General features: G+C 67.5%; 13 protein-coding genes. 5 read left to right on the top strand and 8 right to left on the bottom strand.

All coding sequences use genetic code 11. From position 1 onward, the window contains the following. Positions 1-119: 119 nt before the first annotated feature. The 4 genes from pgaD to pgaA form a co-directional block, all read right to left on the bottom strand. Entirely contained in the window at positions 120-1,307 is a 1,188-nt protein-coding gene (pgaD, locus tag ACTJJK_RS04505) for a poly-beta-1,6-N-acetyl-D-glucosamine biosynthesis protein PgaD (protein ID WP_440729592.1), read from the bottom strand. Further along, positions 1,304-2,563 (bottom strand): poly-beta-1,6-N-acetyl-D-glucosamine synthase, encoded by a 1,260-nt coding sequence (gene pgaC / locus ACTJJK_RS04510; protein ID WP_440729593.1) that lies wholly within the window; start codon positions 2,561-2,563, stop codon positions 1,304-1,306. The genes pgaD and pgaC overlap by 4 nt, the downstream gene beginning before the upstream one ends. 71 nt (positions 2,564-2,634) lie before the next feature. After that, positions 2,635-4,536 carry a poly-beta-1,6-N-acetyl-D-glucosamine N-deacetylase PgaB gene (pgaB, locus tag ACTJJK_RS04515; RefSeq protein WP_440729594.1) on the bottom strand — a complete coding sequence of 634 codons (1,902 nt, stop codon included), beginning with the start codon at positions 4,534-4,536 and terminating at the stop codon, positions 2,635-2,637. A 2-nt stretch (positions 4,537-4,538) separates the two neighbouring features. Continuing rightward, the gene (gene pgaA / locus ACTJJK_RS04520) at positions 4,539-6,503 is read right to left on the bottom strand and encodes a poly-beta-1,6 N-acetyl-D-glucosamine export porin PgaA (RefSeq protein ID WP_440729595.1); all 1,965 of its coding nucleotides are present in this window, start codon (positions 6,501-6,503) and stop codon (positions 4,539-4,541) included. A gap of 415 nt (positions 6,504-6,918) precedes the next feature. Between pgaA and ACTJJK_RS04525 the strand changes: the two genes are divergently transcribed. Both ACTJJK_RS04525 and ACTJJK_RS04530 read left to right on the top strand, forming a co-directional pair. Then, entirely contained in the window at positions 6,919-10,395 is a 3,477-nt protein-coding gene (locus ACTJJK_RS04525; RefSeq protein WP_440729596.1) for a GH92 family glycosyl hydrolase, read from the top strand. 436 nt (positions 10,396-10,831) lie between these two features. After that, a complete protein-coding gene (locus ACTJJK_RS04530) occupies positions 10,832-13,162 on the top strand; it encodes a hypothetical protein (RefSeq protein WP_440729597.1) in 2,331 nt (776 codons plus the stop codon). 21 nt (positions 13,163-13,183) lie between these two features. Here ACTJJK_RS04530 and ACTJJK_RS04535 read toward each other — a convergent pair whose 3' ends face one another. Together ACTJJK_RS04535 and ACTJJK_RS04540 are read right to left on the bottom strand one after the other, a co-directional pair. Continuing rightward, positions 13,184-14,512 (bottom strand): MFS transporter, encoded by a 1,329-nt coding sequence (locus ACTJJK_RS04535; RefSeq protein WP_440729598.1) that lies wholly within the window; start codon positions 14,510-14,512, stop codon positions 13,184-13,186. A 34-nt stretch (positions 14,513-14,546) separates the two neighbouring features. Further along, a complete protein-coding gene (locus ACTJJK_RS04540) occupies positions 14,547-15,221 on the bottom strand; it encodes a hypothetical protein (protein WP_440729599.1) in 675 nt (224 codons plus the stop codon). A gap of 433 nt (positions 15,222-15,654) precedes the next feature. Here ACTJJK_RS04540 and ACTJJK_RS04545 point away from each other — a divergent pair, with 433 nt between their 5' ends. Both ACTJJK_RS04545 and ACTJJK_RS04550 read left to right on the top strand, forming a co-directional pair. Then, positions 15,655-16,845, top strand: a complete 1,191-nt coding sequence (locus tag ACTJJK_RS04545; protein WP_440729600.1) for a glycosyltransferase family 2 protein — start codon at positions 15,655-15,657, stop codon at positions 16,843-16,845. A 14-nt stretch (positions 16,846-16,859) separates the two neighbouring features. Next, complete coding sequence (locus ACTJJK_RS04550) at positions 16,860-17,549, top strand: polysaccharide deacetylase family protein (protein WP_440729601.1); 690 nt, start codon at positions 16,860-16,862, stop codon at positions 17,547-17,549. Positions 17,550-17,610: 61 nt separating this feature from the next. Here ACTJJK_RS04550 and ACTJJK_RS04555 read toward each other — a convergent pair whose 3' ends face one another. Together ACTJJK_RS04555 and ACTJJK_RS04560 are read right to left on the bottom strand one after the other, a co-directional pair. After that, entirely contained in the window at positions 17,611-18,009 is a 399-nt protein-coding gene (locus ACTJJK_RS04555; protein WP_440729602.1) for a hypothetical protein, read from the bottom strand. Between the two features lie 220 nt (positions 18,010-18,229). Then, positions 18,230-18,643 carry a hypothetical protein gene (locus ACTJJK_RS04560; protein WP_440729603.1) on the bottom strand — a complete coding sequence of 138 codons (414 nt, stop codon included), beginning with the start codon at positions 18,641-18,643 and terminating at the stop codon, positions 18,230-18,232. Between the two features lie 241 nt (positions 18,644-18,884). On the opposite strand from ACTJJK_RS04560, the gene ACTJJK_RS04565 reads away from it, so the two are divergent. After that, positions 18,885-19,379 (top strand): hypothetical protein, encoded by a 495-nt coding sequence (locus ACTJJK_RS04565; RefSeq protein ID WP_440729604.1) that lies wholly within the window; start codon positions 18,885-18,887, stop codon positions 19,377-19,379. Positions 19,380-19,433: the final 54 nt, after the last annotated feature.

The following is a 19,433-nucleotide window of genomic DNA, read 5'->3' on the forward strand; positions in this document are numbered from 1 at the left end:
CTAGGTTTGTATTTCCTGTTGCGGTTGAGCTGGCTCCCGCTCGGGGGAGAAGGGAGGCGCCAGTCTCCCGCCAGCGAGAGAAGGCAAGAGCCATCTCCGCAAGCGGGAGAAGCGGCCGCTCAACGATCCGGCTTGAACTCCACCGGCACGATCACCACCGCGGCCACTGCTTTGCCTTTGCGCACCGCGGGGGCGAAGCGCCAGGTGCGCACGGTGCGGACGGCGGCGCGGTCGAGTTCGCGGTTGCTGCTGCGTTTGCTGACGTCGACTTTGAGTGGGCGCCCATCGGCCGAGACTTGCACGCGCAGGGTCACCAGGCCGCCTTCGCCGCGGCGCAGTGCGTCGATGGGGTAAGGCGGTTTCGGGCTGCGGCCGGGCAAGGGACGCGGTTTGGCGTTGGGCGCCAGGGCGCCGGTGTTGCCGCGCGGGCGCGCGGGGGCGGGACGCATCGCCTCGGCAGCTTGCAGTTGCCGTGCATCGCGCACCGCCGATTCGATGCCGGCCGCGGTGTGCTTGCCGATCGCGACCGGGTCGAGCGCGGGCTCAGGCTCTTTGGGCAGGTAGGCCGGGCGGTCCAATCCCGGTGTGCCTTCGATCGTGCGTTTCGGCGCCACGCTCTGGATTTGTCGATAGCCGAACGAGACCACGGCCAACACGCCGACCACGATCGCCACCGAGATCGCCAGCGCGATCATCAAAATCCACGAGCCTTGCGGCGCCATGTCGCGGGCGAAGCGCGGCATCGGCGCCACCGGTGGGAACGGCTGGCTGATCGCCGGCGGGGTCACCGCGGTCAGCGACAACGGCACCGCGTGGTTCGGATCCATGTGCAGGACGCTGATGCGGCCTTGGTTGAGTGCCTGTGCGACTTCGGCGCTGGCGCCAAGGTGGTCGGCAATTTCGTCCAGGCCGACGGTCGGCTGCGCACCGCGGCGTTCGCCCTTGGCCGTGGCGAAACGCCAGCGGTTGTATTCGGCCCAGATCAGCAGCATCGCCACCACGACCGCCGCCGTCGCTGGCAGCACCAGCATCAGGAACGGGTCGACGCCGTGCTCGCGCAGATACAGTTCGGAGGCGGTGCGGCGGATGCCGAGCAGCCACATCACCAAGGTCGCCACCGGTATCCACAGATACAGATAGGCCAGCCAGAAGGCGCCGGTGACCACGCCCCACAAGGTGCGCGGCCAGGCGTCCTGGGCGCCGGGTTTCTGGATCAGGCGCGAGTCGTGCTTGTGCGCGGCGCGCTTGCGTGCCGTGCGATGCGAGTCGGCGTGTTTCGGCGCCGCCGGAGAGAGGTGGGTGTTCATCGAATCCCCCGGTCCGGGCTGACCCAGGTGGCGCGCGTGCCGCGGCGTTTCGACAAGGCCTTGGGCAGCGCGGCGACGGTGGTGGTGAAGCTGAGCAGCCAGTACGCCATCGGGTACCAGATCATCCAGTAGTAGTTGCGCCCGACCCCGGTCTCGTACTGGCGGTCGATGACGATGCTGGCGGCGAACTGCAGCAGGCAGATCAGGGCAAGGATGACGCCGTGCCACGACGGCAGCAGCGTGGTCACGCGCAATTGTTCGGGCAGATCGACGAGCAGGCCCAGCGCCCACAGGCCGATGATGAAGGCCATGATGTGGGCCCAGGCCAGGCTCAACACGTACTCGCCGAGCACCGCCCACATCCGCCGGCGGCGCCACGAGAGCAGGTCGCGGCCATGCCGGATCAACACTTCCACGCCGCCCTGGGCCCAGCGCAGGCGCTGTTTCCACAGGCCGCCGAGGGTCTCGGGCATGAGGATGAAGCACATCGCATTGGGTTCGTAGCGGATGTCCCAGTGGTCCATCTGCAAACGCCAGCTGATGTCGATGTCTTCGGTGACCATGCTGTCGGACCAGTAGCCGATCCGATGCAGGGCGCTGCGCTTGAAGGCGCAGATCACCCCCGAGACGGTGAAGATGCGGCCGTAGACGCGCTGGGCGCGCTTGATCATGCCGATGATCGAAGAGAACTCGCCCACCTGCAGGCGGCCGAGCAGGGTCGAGCGGTTGCGGATGCGCGGGTTGCCGGTGACCGCGCCGACGCGCGCGCCCGAGCACAGGTGCCAGATCATCCAGTGCATCGCGTATTCGTCGAGCAGGGCGTCGCCGTCGATGCAGACCAGGTAGTCCGAACGCGCCGCCAGGGCGCCCATGCGCATGGCGTTGGCCTTGCCCAGGTTGCGGTCCAGGTGCACCACGCGCAATTGCGGGTGCGCGGCAGCGAGGCGGTTGAGCTTGTCGCCGGTGTCGTCGCGGCTGCCGTCGTTGATCGCGATCACTTCGAACTGCGGGTAGCGTTGGGCCAGGGCCGCGGCGATGGTTTCGTGGACGTGGTCGCCTTCGTTGTGACAGGGGATCAGGATCGAGGCGAACGGCGCGTTCTCCAGCGGCGGCGGATCGGTGCGCACTCGCGCTTTCCGTTCGCGGCGGAAGTAGTAGTACAGCCCGCCGGAGATCCAGAAGAACGACATCACGATCGGATAGAAGAACGCGAACTGGAACAGCGCGGTGAGCAGCGGATTAGTGACCTGGCTCATGTTGGGCTCGATGGCAGCGCGTACAGGCTGGCCGGATGTCGATAGGCGGCGATTGGCGGTCGGGGCGGCGCTCAGCGCTCGATGTAGGGGAAGCCGCGCGCGGACATGATTTCGCGTGCATCCCGGGTCGAGGGTTGGTCGTCGATGAAGTTGTCGGGGTACCAGGCCAGGTGGCGTGCGCCGCCGGCCTGCAAGCGGTGGGCCATCGCCTTCAGGCGCGCGGCCGGGATCGGCCGCTGGTTGCGCCAGTCGACGGTCTGCAACTCGAAGATCGTGTGCGACAGGCCGCGCGGCGAACGTTTCACGTCGGCCAGCAGTTGGTCCATCCACGCCTGCGGATCGCGGCTCTTTTCCATCCACGGCATCGCCATCACCGCGGTGTAGTCGTAGGCCTGGTTGAAGGCGGCCAGGTTCTGCGCGAACCAGGCTTCGCTGCGCGGCTCCAGCACCGGCGCGGCGAACAGGTTGCGCACGGTGATCAGCTTGGGACGCCATTTGCCGGCGGCGCGCGCCAGTTCGCGGGTGAAGTCGATCAGCGCCTGGGTGCGCGCGGCCGGGTCGGCCGGCGCCTGGCCGCGCAACTCGTCGTCGCGCAGCAGCGCGTCGTCGTGGAACAGCAGACCTTCGGTGTAGCCGCTCACCGCGAGGTCTTCGTAGATATCGGCAACGATGCGTCGGGTCTGCGGCTCGAACGGGTTGAGGCGGAAGGTTTCTTTCGGGTTGCTGGCCTGGATCTTCAGGCGTTGGTTCAAGGCCGCATCGGGCAGCTCGAAGCCGAGCACCGGCAGCCAGGCGAACACTTTGACGTTCGCGCGGGTTTTGAGCTGCCAGGCGACGCGGTTGTAGAGGTCGGCGCGCATCGGCAAATGCCGGTTCGGGAAGTACAGCGCATCGGCCGAGCCGTTGCCGTCGGGGTCGGCGAAGGCCTGCAGGAAGACGTGGCTCGGGCCGACTTGCTTGACCCGTTCGATCAGCTTGTCCAGGTTGCGCGCCTGCTGCGCCGGGTCGGCGTCGTAGACGTAATCCAGGTCGACCTGCAGCGCGCGCAGGCCGTCGAGTGCTTCGTCGTGGCGCAACTCATAGGCCAGGTCGTTGACGGTGGGGTTGTTGAACACCAGCAGGCGCGCCAGCCCGTGCAGGTCGGCGCCGATCTTCTGATGGCGGCCTTCCAGGTCGAAGGTGACCGCCATGCCGAGTTCGTCGGCGATCGCGTTGGTCTGGCTGTTGTAGGCCGCGTACGGCCAGATCACCGACTTCGGGCCGACGCCGAGTTCGCGCTTGATCTCGGCGGCGCTGTCGCCCAGGTCCTTGCGGATGCGCGCCAGGTATTCGGTTTCGCTTTCGTAGCGCTGGGCCTTCTCGTCCCAGGCGCGGGTGATCGCCGCGGGCATGCTGTTGCCCTGCGGGTTGGAGGTCACGCCGCGGTGCAGGGCATGGCTGTGCGAGGCCACTTCGATCAGGCCCGAGGCCTGCATCTCGCGCAATTGCTCCCAGGTGACGAAATCGTCGTGGGTGAACATGCGCGGGCCGTAATCGACTTTCTGATCGCGCGGCAGGTCCACCCAGGAGGTGACCACCGCCATCAGCGCCGGGTAGTTGTAGGCGCGCAGCAGCGGAAAGACGTGGGTGTAGATGCTGCGCAGGCCGTCGTCGAAGGTCAGCAGCACCGCCTTGGGCGGCAGCGGCTTGCCGCCGCGCGAGGCGGCGATGACCTCGCTCAGTGCGACCGGGTGGTAGCCGTGGCCGGACAACCAGTCCAGGTGCGCGGCGAAGTTCTGCGTGCTGACGGCGTAGGCATCGGGATCGCCTTTGCGCGCCACTTCGTCGCGCACGTCGTGATAGCTCAGCACCAACAGTTCGTTGGCGCCGGCCGCGAGCGGGGCCAGCGCGGCCACGGCCAGCACGGCGAACGCGAGCGCCCGGTGGATCAACCCGCGCAGGGGGGCAGCAAGCGGCGCAGCGAAATACAGCATGTTCATTCCTCACCCCAGCGGAAGCTCAGATCGAAGGCGACGCGGTCTTCGCGCACGCCGTCGTAGACCGGACGCGACCAGTTGAGGCCGTAGTTGAGAGTGCGGCCGGTGCCGAACCGCCATTCGTGTTCGTAACGCAGTTGCGGCACCCAGGCGCTGCCGTAGCCCTGCTGCCAGTACGGCCCGGCGGTGGCGGTGAGGCGCTGCAGGAAGTGGCGGGTGTAACGGCGCCAGGTCATGTGATCCAGGCGCACGCCGAGATTCAGCGAAGCGTCGCGGCTGGGGTTGAAATAGGGCACCTCGGCGTCGCGGCGACTGGCGCGGCTGGCCGACAGATCGGCCAAGCCGGCGACCTGGAGATGCGGGCTGGTGTACAGGCGCTGATCCAGGTTCAGCGCGACGGCGCTGCGGCGGTTGTCGTCGCTGTAGCGCAGTTGCTGCGCGCTCGCGCCGAGCGAAGTGCGCTCGCTCGGCGTCCAGCGCAGGCCCAGGCTCAAGGCATCGGCATCGATGCCGGCGCCGCGCGCCTGCAACGAAGCGTCCGGGGTTTGCCGATACCAGGACGCATTGGCGCGCCAGGCATCGTTGAGGCGCCAACCGGCATCGAGGTAATAACCGGTGCGGTCGCCGCGATCGAGCCAGCGGTCGTTGGCGCGGTCGACGCCGAAGCCCAGGCTCAGGCGGTCGTAGGCATACAGCGCGCCGATGCCGGCGCGGCGATCGTGGACGCGGTCGCCGGGGTAATCGGCCCAGGCATCCTGCGCGTGCGCGGTGAGGCGCCAGCGGTCGTTGATCAGCGGGCTGCGCACCTCGAGGCGGTGCACGGCATCGCGGGTGCCGAGCGGCGAGGCGGTGGCGCCGCCGCCGCGCGCATCGCTGCGGCCGCTGGCGGTGCTGAACAACCATTGCCAGCCCAGGCGGCTGTCCCAGGACTCGCTCATCTGCCGCACTTGCACGTCGCGCGGGCGGTTGGCGATCAATTCGTCGTGGATCGGCCGCGCCAGGTCGACGCGGGCGTGCTCGAGATAGGCGCCGACCTGGCCGACGCGCGCGCCGACGCCGGTCGGTTCCAGCGTGCTCGCCATCTGGAAGCGTTGCAGCGCGCGATCGGTCCAGCCGCGTTTTTGATAAGCGACGCCGAGATTGGTCTGCACGCCGGGGTTGTCCGGCCCGATCGCCGCCATCGCTTCGAGTCGCTGCTGCGCGCCGACGGTGTCTTCGCCGTACAGGCGGATCATGGTCTGGGTGCTGTCGGCGTCGTAATGGCGCCAGTTTTCGACGCTCTGCTTGGCGCCGTTGACGCGCACCCAGGCCGGTTCGGCGGCCTTGATCTTGTCGAGTTGGGCCAGGGCGTCGTCGAAACGCTCGCCTTCCGAATAGGCGTAGGCCAACTGCAGCTGCGAGTCGTGGTCCTCGGGCCATTCGCGCACGACGCGTTCGAGCACGGTCGCGGCTTCTTCGGGGCGTTTGTCGGCCAGCAGGGACGCGCCGACCTTGGACAAGGCATACATCGGTATCTCGACGCCCTCGGCCTGCAACGCGCGGTAGCGTTCGACCACCTCGGCGTGGCGTTCCAGATGGTTGAGCAGCATCAACTCGTCGAAACGCGTGCGTAGGTCGGCCTGGCGTTGCTCCGGCGTCTGGGTGGCGCGGTACTGCTCGAAGGCGTCGCGCGCGCTGCGCATTTCATCGAGGCGGGTGGCTTCGTCTTCGGGGTAGAGGCTGCCCCAGACCGCAAGGCGAGCGAGGCGGCCGGAGTCCAGGCGCTTGCGTTCGGCGGTATCGAACAGGTCGGGGCGGGCTTGGTACAAGGTCCAGGCGCGATGCGCGCTGCCCAGGTCGGCCAGGGTCAGTACTTGCAGGCGATACAGGCGGTCGTCGCCGGGCGTTGCCGCTTGCGCACTTTCGATGCGGGACAGCGCAGCGAGCCATTGCCGGTCGGCGCGCAGGCGCTCGATCTCCGGCATCGCATTCGTTGCGGTCGTTTGACGCTCCGCAGCAAAAACTGACGTCAGGGGGCAGATTGCGCTCGCGGTCGCCAAGGCGATTGAGAGAGCAAGTCGGTGCGGAGTCGGCATGAGCGACAGGGTCCGTAAGGCAGGGGGGTGCAGATGCGATTTATTCCAAGATAAAAATGTGATGCAAATCACATTTACAGGGAGGGTGGTGCAAAAGGTGTGCCAAGGGGCCCCGTCCGCTGCTTGAACGATGCTGGAAGTGCTTGTCTGGATTGGATTTTTTGCTCCCAAGACGCTGCCGAGGATGCTGCGGCGCGGTTTGACAAGCTCGATTTAGATCGATTTAAATCGAGAAAGCAGGGGCCTGTGCCGGTCGGCACAGTGCGAATCGGAGGCAGTCGCCGTCCGGGCAATGGGAGCGGGAATGTCGGCAACGTGGAGAGCGCGCCGCGATGGCGCACGGGCAGCGGCGAAGCACACCTTGGCGCTGGCCTTGGCCGGGGCACTGATGCCGACGGCGATGGCCGGGCCCGCGCGCAGCTTCTGGACCTCGTTCGAGGCCGGTGAGCCGGCCGCGGCCGAATCCACGGGCGGACCTGCGGCCACCGGGGCGGTGCCGCGCCTGAGTGCCGACGGCGGCCCGCCCGAGGCCGCCGCCCTGACCGCCAAGCCCGGCATGGGCTTCAGCGGTGTGCGCTCGCTGCGTTACCAGGGCGTGGGCAGCGGCGCCGCGCAAAGCGTGCAGGCCTTCGAGGTCGACATCGCCGTCGCCAAGGACACGCAGCTGTCGTATCGCCTGTTCCCGCTGTCGAGCGCGCACATCGCCGGCCAGCCGGCACCGTCGAAACTCGATGCGCTGCGCAACGGTTCGACCTATGTCGCCATCGACCTGGTGTTCGACGACGGCAGCCGTCTGTCGCAACGCAAGCCGCTCGATCTGTACGGCAATGCCTTGACCGCGCGCGAGCAGGGCATGGCGCGGTTGCTCTATCCCGACCAGTGGAACGCGGTCAGCAGCCGCATCGGCGAGGTCGCGGCCGGTCGCCGCGTGCGCAAGATCCTGCTGGTCCACGACGGCGACACGGCGTTGCCGTACCAGGGCTATCTGGACGACCTGCGCATCGCCCCGGCGCCCGCGCTCGCCAAGGGCAAGCGCGCGGCGCTGCGCCCGAGCGACTACGTCGACACGCGCCGCGGCAGCAATTCCAACAGCCGCTTCTCGCGCGGCAACACCTTTCCCGCGGTCGCGCTGCCGCACGGCTTCAACTTCTGGACCCCGACCACGAACGCCGGTTCGCACTGGATCTACCAGTACCAGGAGCGCAACGGCGACGACAACCGCCCGCGCATCGAAGCCTTCGCGCTGTCGCACGAGCCGAGCCCGTGGATGGGCGACCGCCAGACCTTCCACGTGATGCCGGCGATCGGCGAGGGCCGGCCCGAGTTCGACCGCAGCAAGCGCGCGCTGAGTTTCGGCCACGACGAGGAAACCGCGCGCGCCGATTACTACCGGGTGCGCTTCGACAACGGCCTGGTCGCCGAGATGACCCCGACCGACCATGCCGCGGTGATGCGCTTCACCTTCCCGGCCGAGCCCGGCGAGACCCGCGCGCAGTTGCTGTTCGACCACCGCGACGAGCACGGCGACATCCGCCTGGACCGCGACGGCCGCGCGCTCAGCGGCTGGAGCGAGAGCATGAGCAAGCTCTCGACCGGCGCCTCGCGTCTGTTCTTCTACGCCCGGTTCGACCGCCCGATCCGCGACGGCGCCCGGCTCGACCGCGACAAGGCCGGGCGCGACCGCGTCTCGGCCTGGTACGGCTTCGACCTGAGCGGCGATCCCACCCGCCAGGTGACGATGCGCATCGCCACCTCGCTGATCAGCGTCGAACAGGCGCAGCGCAACCTGGAGCTGGAAATCGGCGCCGACGAAGGCTTCGACGCGGTGCGCGAACGCGCCCGCGCCGCCTGGGACGCCAAGCTCGGCATCGTCCGCGCCGAGGGCGCGCCGGCGCACGAGCAAGCGGTGCTGTACTCCAATCTCTATCGTTTGTTTCTTTACCCCAACAGCGGCTACGAGAACACCGGCACCGCCGAGCGGCCGTTGTACAAATACGCGAGCCCGTTCTCGGCACCGACCGGCAAGGCCAGCGCCGGCGCCACCGGCGCGGCCGTCGTCGACGGCAAGGTCTACGTCAACAACGGCTTCTGGGACACCTACCGCACCAGTTGGCCGGCCTATGTATTGCTGACGCCGACGCATGCAGGCGAGATGATCGACGGCTTCGTCCAGCAGTATCGCGACGGCGGCTGGATCGCGCGCTGGTCCTCGCCGGGCTATGCCGACCTGATGGTCGGCACCAGTTCCGACGTGGCCTTCGCCGATGCCTGGCTCAAGGGCGTGCGCAATTTCGACGTGCGCTCGTTCTATCAGTCGGCGCTCCGCAACGCCTCCAGCGTCAGCAGCGTGCCGGGCGCGGGCCGCAAGGGCATCGAGCGGGCGATCTTCACCGGCTACACCGACACCACGGTCGGCGAAGGCCTGTCGTGGTCGATGGACGGCTACATCAACGATTTCGCCATCGGCCGCCTGGCCGGCGCGCTGGCGCAGCAGGCCGGCGCCGACGATCCCTACCAGGGCAGCTATCGCGACGATGCCGCGTACTACCGCAATCGCGCGCTCGGCTACGCCAACCTGTTCCATCCGCAACTGGGCTTCTTCGTCGGCCGCCATCGCGACGGCCGCTGGCGCTACACCGCGACCGAGTTCGACCCGACCCGCTGGGGCGGCGACTACACCGAGACCAATGCCTGGAACATGGCCTTCCACGCGCCGCAGGACGGCGCCGGCCTGGCCGCCTTGCACGGCGGACGCACCGCCTTGGGCAACAAGCTCGATCTGTTCTTCGCCACGCCGGGCACCTTCGAGGTCGGCAGCTACGGCGGCGTCATCCACGAAATGCTCGAAGCGCGCGACGTGCGCATGGGCCAGTACGGCCACAGCAACCAGCCTTCGCACCACATTCCCTATATGTATGCCGCCGCCGGCCAACCCTGGCGTATCCAGGAGAAAGTGCGCGACATCCTCGACCGCCTCTACGTCGGCGGCGAGATCGGCCAGGGCTATGCCGGCGACGAGGACAACGGCGAAATGTCGGCGTGGTGGTTGTTCAGCGCCGCCGGTTTCTATCCGCTGCGCATGGGCTCGCCCGAGTACGTGATCGGCGCGCCGCGCTTCGAGCGCATGAGCATCCGCCTGGAAAACGGCCGCGAACTGCAGATCAACGCGCCGAAGGTCAGCGCGCGCAATCGCTACGTGCAATCGCTGCGCGTCAACGGCGAAGCCTGGGACCGCTTGACCCTGCCGCATGAATTATTGGCGCAAGGCGCGGTGCTGGATTTCCGCATGGGGCCGTCGCCGTCGAACTGGGCGAGCAGCGCGCAGGCCTTGCCGGAATCGCTGAGCGCCGACGGCGAGACACCCAAGCCGCTGCGCGACCTGGGGCGGCGCGACAATGCGACGGTCGCCGGTGTCGCGGCCAAGCAAGCAGCGGCTTTGTTCGACGACGACGCGACCACTTCGACGCGCTTGAGCGGGCCGATGCCGCTGCTGAGCTGGAACTTCAAGACGCCGGCGACGGTACGCTTGTACACCCTGACCTCGGCGGCGCGACGCGGCGATCCGCAGGCCTGGGCCTTGCAGGGTTCCAACGACGGCGCGCAATGGACCACGCTCGACGAACGCAGCGGGCAGGTCTTCGCCTGGCGCAAGCAGACGCGCGCGTTCGCCATCGCCGAGGCCGCCGCGTACTCGCGTTATCGCTTGCGTCTGCTCGCCGACGGCGCCGGGCAGGGCGGCATCGAGCTGGCCGAAGTGGAGTTGCTCGGCGAGGCGAAGTAGGGCCGGCGTTGCCGGCTGCTTCAGCGCGCCCGCGCCGCGACAACGTCGAATACGTTGTGCGGCGGTCGCTGCGACGGTAATACCACAGCGCGTTCCGACAACGCGTTCAGACAGTTCAGGCCGCAGCGCAAGCGTGCGGCTACGCCGCAGTCGTCATGCGCCATCGCTCGGTGCAGGCCGTTTTCGTCGTGCACCGTCGGTCGGCGCGCGCCACGTTAATCTGTCGGCGCTCCCATTGGCGCTGTGACGCGCTGTGCGCTTTAACGGAAACCTCATGCGTTCGCCTCGAACGCAGCGGTCCGATCGCGCGAATCGTTCCCGTTATGTCCCGATATCGCCCCGTGTTCTTCCTCGGAACGCGCGTCGAGGAGGGCTAAGTTCGGCGATGCAGTGCGATCGACCCATCCACGCGGAATGATTCCGCAACGAGGCTCATATGGAACTCATGGGACGTACCGGCTCCAGGCTGCGGCATCACGCCGCGGTGCTGGCAACGGGCTTGATGCTCGCAGCACCCTGGGCGCAAGCCCAGAACTTCGAAACTCACTACGGCAACCAACCTTGGCGCGACGGCGGCGAGGACGTCAAGGCGGTGAACTATTGTCCGGGCCGCGGCTCGGTCACCGTCGGCACGCGTCGTTCCAGCGACGGCAATACCCAGGTGTTGGTGACCCGCGCCAACGACCTCGGCGTCACCGACGACAGCAGCATCAACACCTGGCAGCAGGCCTACATGATCGCCGGCAGCAAACGCTCCGACGCTTACGGCATCGTCGAGTTGAGCGGCGAACGCGGTTTCGCCGTGACCGGCGCGGTGCAGCTCGGCGAAGGCAGTTTCATCTACGTGCTGCAGATCGACTGCCGCGGGCGGCAGATCTGGACCACGTTGCTGGACAACGTCGCTACCAGTCACCGCGCGACCGGTTACGACCTGATCGAAACCGGATCGGTGATGCCGAGCAAGGCGCCGGCGCAGGGCGACCTGGTGGTGGTCGGCGAGGAAAACGACAAGGACGGCCGCACCCTCGGCCGCATCGCACGCCTGGATGCGGTCGGCAACGTGTTGTGGGATCACCGCTACGACGGCAGCGGCGATTGGCCGGGACTGCGCTTCCGCGCCGTCACCGAAAACCTCGCCAGCAGCGGCGGCTTCACCGACATCGTCGTTGCCGGCACCGCACTGACCACCGATGCCAAACGCGGCGGCCTGATGTTCCGCACCGACGCCAACGGCGGGCCGGTGTGCAGCAGCGTGTTGATCGACGGCCAGGACCATCGCGACTTCCATGGCCTGACCGCACTGTTGAACGCGAACTACACCGGCGAAACGGTCTCGGTAGGCGCATCGACCGGGCTCGACGAGGGCAGCGCCTCGCAGGCCTATCTGGCTCGTTACGCGCGTTACAGTTGCAGACCGCTGGTGCAGGCGAGCTGGGTGGATCGCGATAAGGCCAGCTTCACCGCCTTCGATGTGGTCGAAGCGCGCGGCCTCGACGGTCGCGAGGGCGCGGTCGCGGTGGTCGGCACCATCGCCGGCACCCAGGGCTTTTTGTTCGCGGCCAATACCAGCGATCTGCTGCGTTACGGCGGCCTGTCGCCGCGCCGCTTCGGCGACAAGTTCCGCGAAAGCCTGTACGCGATCGACCGCAAGAGCGACCGCTTCATCCTCGCCGGCAACACCTTCAGCGACTGGCAGGGCGTAGGCGATATCCAGGACTTCTACTTCGTCCAGGTCGACCCCGGCCTCAACACCGGTTGCGCCGATCTGTGGGACCCCGGTGCGTTCCGGCCGCAACTGCCGTACAAGGAGTTCCTGCCGCACCTGGAACGCATTCCCAAGTTCCAGCGCGTCGACACGCCGAGCGTGGAGGCGAAGGACTGGGGCTACGTCTGCGCGGTCGATCCGCCGGAAGGCTGCCCGGGCCTGATCAACAACGGCATCATCCAGCTCGGCGTGGCGCCGACCGGTTATCTCAACATCGAGTGCCCGAACATCGACCTGTCGAGCGGCCGCTACGGCACCCGCCTGGTCGGCCTGCGCTACATGCCGACCAACGGTGAAGCCTCGGCACCGGGCGCGCCCTGCGAAGGCTGGGGCGTGGCCAATGCCGATCCGGCCGCACTGGTGACCGGCCGGACCTCGCGTTGCGCCGGCACCAGCAACGTCACGTTGGTCAGCTTCACTCCGACCACGAGCATGGCGACGTCGGTGGTCACGGTGGGCAGCACGTTCCGGGTGACCCATCAGTACACGCCGATCGCGGCGACGAGCTTCCTGTACCGCGTCGACGTCAAGATCGAAAACATCGGCCGCACCACGGTCAAGGATCTGCGTTACACCCGTGGCATCGACTACGACGTGCCGCCGAACACGTTCTCGGAGTACATCACCCTGGCCGGGGCCTCGCCGTTCCTGCTGGCCTGGAACAACAACGGCTTCAACTCGCTCGACCCGCTTGCGGCCAACTCCGGCTTGTCCGGGCCGATGACCGATAACGGCCCCGGCGACCTCGGGGCGCACATGGACTTCCGCTTCGGTTCGCTCGCACCGGGCGCGGCGCGCAGCTTCGTCACCTACTACGGTGCGGCGCCGACCCAGACCGCGGCGCTCAATGCGCTGTCGATCGTCGGTGCGGGGCTGTATTCGCTGGGCCAGACCAATTGGGACGGCATCGGCGGCGCCGGCAACACCAGCCCGAACCCGGGCACCGCAGGCGCGATCAACGGCGTGCCGGCGACCTTCATGTACGGCTTGAAGACGAACTGAACGTCGAAAGCGACAAAGGCGTCAAGCTCCGGGGGCCGTCGGCCCCCGGAGCGTTTGCAAGACCGGTGCGCGCGCAAGCCGCAGACGCAGGTGCACGACACCGGCCAGCAAGGACAGCGCGATCAGCGCCATCAGCCACTGCGTCGTTGCGGCGAAGCGCAGGCGTTCGAGCAAGAGACCGGTCAACAAGGTCGCCAGCGGCATCGCGCCCATGGTCGCGGCCGAAAACCAGGTCATCTCGCGGCCCATGTGCTGCGCGGCGACGCTGCGTTGCAGCCACGACAAGGACTGGATGCCGTAGAAATTGGAGGCGCCGGCGAGCAGGCAGAAGGCAGCCAACACCGTCGCCAGGCTGGCGTTCCAGGCCAGCAGGCCGTAGGCAAGCGCGGCGACCGCCCAACACGCCAGCAACTTGACGATCACTCCGGCCAAGTCGTTCGAGGCGCGGCCGGCGAAGGCCGCCGCCGCGGTGATGCCGGCGAACTGGGCGACATAGACCAGGAAGTAGCGGGTGTCGCCGTGTTCGACCAGCAACACCGGCAGCAGGATCTGCACCGGCCCGAACACCAGCACCGTGCTGACCAACAGATACAGGTAATAGCTGCGCGGGATGATCGCGAGCGACGATGCAGGCGGCGATCCTGCAATGTCATTAGAGGGCGCGTCGGCCGCGCTTTCTTGCGCCGGCCGTCGCACCGGCCCGCGCCGGCGCACCGCCGCGAGCAGCCACAGCGAGGCGGCGACGCTGAGCGCGTCGATCCAGAACGCGATGGCCAGGCCGTGACTGTCGCTGGAGGCCAGGATCAGACTGCCGGCGAGCATCGGCAGCAGCATCATCGCCAGGCTGGAGGCCACCGCGAACAAGGCATTGCCGGCCGGCAGCAGGCCCTTGCGGATGTACAGGCCGAAACTCGCGCGCCCGGCCGGATACGCAACCGCCCAGACCAGGCCGCCGAACAAGGCCAGTGCGTAGATGATCTCGATGGTCATCAGGCCGAACCAGGTCAGCAGGCCCATGCTGGCGTTGATCGCGACGTAGAGCGCGCGGCAGATCCACAACACCCGGATCGGGTTGGCGCGGTCGAGGAAACCGCCGAAGAAGAACAGGAACAACACGCTGGGCAAGGCTTCGATGGCGGCGGTCAGGCCGAGATCGAAGGCGCTGCCGGTGAGGCGCATCACCAGAAACGGCAGCGCGATCAGGGTGAAGCTGGCGCCGAAGGTGGTGATCAGGTTGTCGAGCAGCAGCCAGCCGAAACGCGGCTCGCGCCGGCCGATGCGCCACAGCCGCGCCGCTGTGGCGAAGCGGCTGCGCAGGCGAGGCGGTACCGGGGCGGGGCGCTCGCTCACGGCGGTCGCAGGCGACGGCGCGGCGAGCCGCCGCTCAGGGCTTGGTCGCGCCGGCGTTCGGCGTGCGGGCGCGGCGCAGGAAGAACAACTCGTCCTGGCGTTCGACCGCCAGGCCGTAAGCGCTGGCGATGGCGCGCAGCTTGCCGGCATCGAGCTGCCAGACCGGTTCGACGTCGTCGACACCGACGTCCAGGGTCCACTGCATGCCGAGCCAGTGGGTCAGGATGAACCCGTCGGGCCGCAGCAGGCTCACCAGAGTCTCGAAATAGCGTTCGAGGTGGCGCTGGCAGCAGGCGAAGCTGGCGAGGTTATTGTCGAGGATGCAATCGAAACTGGCCGGCTCGAACTGGCGGGCGAAGTCGTCGCTGTGTTTGTTGAGCAGATGCACCGAGTACTGCGGTAGCCCGAGCGCGTTGCCGTGCTGCCATTCGTTGTGGGCCACCGTCACCGAGACGATGCCGCGCACCTTGCCGGCGAGCAGGCGCGCCACCGACGAGTTGCCGGTGCCGACGTGCAGGATGTCGCGCTCGCGCAGGTCGGCGGCGGCCAGCCAGCGGTTGATCGCGGCCTGGTCTTCGGTCGGTTCGCAGGCGGAATAGTCGAGCAGCGGCCAGGTGGCGAACTGGTCGGCCGCATCATGGGTGGCGACGTCGGGCTCGCGGCCGCAATCGATGCGCTGGGCGCCGATATCGAAGCGCGGACGGAACATCGGGGCGGCCTGCGTGGGGGCGATCGTCGGGGGATTGTTCATCATGACCAAGGGATAAGACAGAACGGTTTCGATTCTTCATCGATCATCGATCGCATGTCGAGCGACGTCGACTACAACGATCGTCGAACTGCTTGCCGTCGTCACAGAATAAAACGCTTGCTGCTTTCATTCTCTATTGAGAAAACGCGACAACGCATTGCGTTTCGATCGATGGATAGATGCGGCACCGTTTCGCAAGCAACCATTAACCCCACCACGTTCTACCGCTGAGTTCTGCAAAAGTAGTTCCCCCACAAGCACCAGGCGTGCGGGGCCGCGCACACGCGCGGCGACCCGTATCGACGCGTCCGGTCTGCCAATCAGACCCTGCGAACGCACTGCGCATCGACGATGCCGCGGAGGCGTATCGCGCTGCCGGATGCATCGCCTCATGTTCAGCCAGTTCGTCCTCACCGGCCTCGTCGGTTTCTCCACTTTCGTGCTGTTGTGCTGCCTGGTGTTCCTGGCCGGGTGGGCCTTGTTCAAGGCGGTGCGCCGGCCGACCGCGCCGACGCTCGCCCACTATCCGTTCGTGTCGATCCTGGTGCCGTTCTACAACGAGCCCGAGGCGTCGTTCCTGATGACCCTCGATGCGATCGAGCACGCCGACTATCCGGGCCGCATCGAGGTGTTGTTGGTCGACGACGGTTCGACCAATTCCACGCCGGCCACGGTCGCGACCTGGCTGGCGCAGCCGCGCGACAAGACCTACCGGTTGATCTCGTTGGAACGCAACGGCGGCGCCAAGGGCTTGGCGCTCGATGCGGCCTTGCCGCAGTTGTCGGCCGAGTCCGACGTCGTCACCGTGATCGACAGCGACACCGTGATCATGCCGTGCTCGCTGCGCCGGGCGGTCGAGGCCTTGTACAGCTCGCCGCGCCACGCCGCCGCCTGCGGCCTGATCGTGCCGGCCGGTCGTCATAATTCCTGGTTGCACCGTCTGCAGTTCTACGAACATGTCGGCGCGCTCGCCGCGATCCGTTACGTGCAGAGCAAGATCGGCGTGGTCAACGTCGTCGCCGGCGCCTTCTCGCTGCATCGCACCGAGGTGATCCGCGAACTCGGCGGCTGGGGCGAATGGCTGGTCGAGGACATCGCCTGGACCTGGCGCGCCTTGGCCCACGGTTATTCCATCGCCTACGCACCCGATGCGATCGCCTATACCATCTGTCCCTCGACCTTTTTCGGCCTGTTCCGCCAGCGCCGGCGTTGGGCGCGCGGGCGTCTGGAATCGTTTCGCGTCGCCTGGCGCATCTCCTGGCCGCGGACCATGAAGATGCTGCCGTGGTGGCTGCTGTGGGCGCAGTCGGCGCTGGTGCCGACCCTGTTGTTGCTGATCGCCGGTGCTTCGATCTATCGCAGCCCGACCCTGCTCGGCATCGCCGCCCTGAACTGGTGGCTGATGGCCCTGCTCAATTTCATCGCGGTGATGCAGGCGCGCACGCGCCTGCAACTCGGGCCGCTGGACCTGGTGCTGGTGTCGATCTGCAACACGGTGATCGACGTGCTGTTGCTGCCGGCCAACGTGATCGGCCTGATCGACGAACTGCGCGGCCATCGCAAGACCTGGCTGACGCGCTGAGGGCGGGGCAGGGTATGGACTATCACGACTTCCTCGCCGACCGTCCGCGCACTTATCTCGGCCGCGGATCGCCGGATAAACGCCGTCTGGCGCTGACCTTCGACGACGGCCCCGGCCGCGCCACGCCGGCCTTGTTGTCCTTGCTGGCCGAACTCGAAGTGGCCGCGACCTTCTTCTGCGTCGGCGAGGCCGCGCGCGCGCAGCCCGCCTTGATCGAACGCATCCTTCGCGAAGGCCACGAGGTCGGCAACCACTCGCTGAGTCATGCCGATGCGCGCGGTTTCGGCGTGCAGGATTGGATCGACCGCGAAATCCATCCCGCCGCGGCGGCCCTGTGCGACGCAGGGCTGAGCGAAATACCGCGACTGTTCCGCCCGGCCTACGGCGAAATCGCGCCAGGGCAGGTCGATGCGCTCGGGCGCCTCGGCTATACCGTGGTCGGCTGGTCGGTCGACCCGCGCGACTGGCTCGAACCCGATGCGCCCGGCTACGTGTCCTGCGTGGTCGAGTCGGTGCTGGCGCGCATCCATCCCGGCGCGATCGTGCTGTTGCACGACGGCGACGACGAGCTCGGCCGCGCCCGTCACGGCATCGTCGAGATCGTGCGTCGCCTGGTGCCGGCCTTGCGCGGGCAGGGCTATGGGTTCGCGCGGGTCGGCGAGTTCCTGCCTGCGCAGGCGGTGCAAGCGCGAGTCGAAGCTTGAAGCCATGCTTGAGGCGCAGACCGGACCGAAGGCCGGCGGCGTGCGCGTGCCGCCTCTGCGCTCAGGGCGCGGGACGATCCGGATCTTGTTGCGGAGCGGGGCGCGGCGGCAGCGGCGTGCGGTGCGGACGCAAGGTCGGCAATTCGGGCGGGCAGGGGACGAGGTAGATCGCGTTGAGCATCGGCACGACCGAAAACAACAACAGCAGCCGCACCACGCCCGGCGTGACCATGCCGATGCGGAACAACAAGCCGGCGACCAACAAGGCCAGCAGCCCCGAGCCCAGGCGCACCAGCAAGGCGAACCACGACGCCTGCACCAGCGAGGCCGAGACCAGCGCGAACACGAACGGGACCAGACCCATCAGCAGGCTGCCCGGCGACAGACGTACGCCGAACAGCGGCGCGGTGAGGACCCCGAAGATCGCGATCCAGTTCCAGATTTTGAGATAACGGCCCATCGGCATGTCGCTCCTTGCATTGGCATGGGGTCGCGCATCGTGCGCGGCCGGTGGACAGGATAGAGCAGGCTCCGGGCGGCCGGAACCGCGATATGGCCGGCCTCGAATAGCCACAGCTTGGGCCGGCCGCCGAGGCGCGAGGGAGGCCGGGTTCGCGCGGCATCTTGCTGCCTGCGGCCGTTGCATCGCCGCCGGTCGAGCGGCATGCAGACGGTCGGAGTCAGGGCATGCGGTCTCGGATCATCGACGAGTACTTGGCGATGTTTTCGTCGATACGGTCGATCGCAAAGGCCGCCGACCTGGCTTCCATCCCAGCGGCCGCGGCGGCGACCGCAGCGGCCGCGCCCATCAGCACGTCGGTGGCCAACAGGCCCAGGGCGTCTTCCGCGGACTGTTGCACCGACTGCTCGGCCAGGTCCTGGGTCATCTGTTTCATCAAGACGCCTTGGCTGGCGAGTGCGATCTTGGTGACGCCGTCGAAATAGGCCGCGGCCGATTGCGCGACTTGGTTGGCGGCGTCCCCGGACACCAGGTGCAGCGAGGCGAGCGCCTGCTCGGCGGACTCGGTGATCGTCTTGATGTGGGCGTGGAGCTCGGCCTTGGCGGCCGGCGAGAGGTTGGCAATGTCGGTCATGAGTCTGTGCTCGGCTGGGTTGAGGATTTACCCAATGCCTAACGAGCCCGTCGCGCGGGACCGGCCACGCAGCCGCGCCTGCCGCGCACCGCGGCCTTCGGCTGCCCAAGCCTTGCCGCGGACGGTGCGCACGGTTCAGGGCCTGAGCGATAGCTCGCCTGGTTATCGTGCCTCGGCGCGGCTGGTGTATAACCCCGCCACCAGATCGGTTTACCGTCGATCTACAGGGGGCGAGCGCTACATGGACGTAGTACTGAGTTTCCTGGGGTATGCGCTTTGCGCAGTTATCGTGTTCGCGCTGGTTTTCATGCTTTGGGCCATTTTGCGCTACTCGATCGTCTCCCCTTGGATGACCCGCGATTCCATGGCCGCGCTCAGGCGGCCCGACCTGGACGGCACCGGACGACTCGTGGGGTTTGCGCTGCCGATCGAAGCCGGCGACTTCTATGACGCCGCGCCGTTTCTGCAGCGGCTCGAGTTCGTTCTGGTGGCTCCATCCGGCCAACGTTGGGAGATCGGCAGGTTCTACCCGCTCGTCCCTCGGCATGTCCGCGAAAATCGCAAGGTCCACGGCACCAAGCACCTCCCCATCGCTTCGGACCAGGGCAAAGGCGTATATGTTCTGCTTCCGGACGGCGCTGTGGCCCATCAGCCGCTCGGGTCGGGCTCACAGGTAACCCTGGTGTGTCGGTCGCTAGGCGAGCTGGCTCGCTTCCGTGTCGCGGGCAACGACTGACGATCCGTTCGAACCGAAGCCGCTGCGCGGCCCGGTCGATTCCAGCGTGGGGCG

It is taken from the genome of Lysobacter sp. 22409, from assembly GCF_052045105.1.
GTDB classification, from domain to species: domain Bacteria; phylum Pseudomonadota; class Gammaproteobacteria; order Xanthomonadales; family Xanthomonadaceae; genus Lysobacter; species Lysobacter antibioticus_B.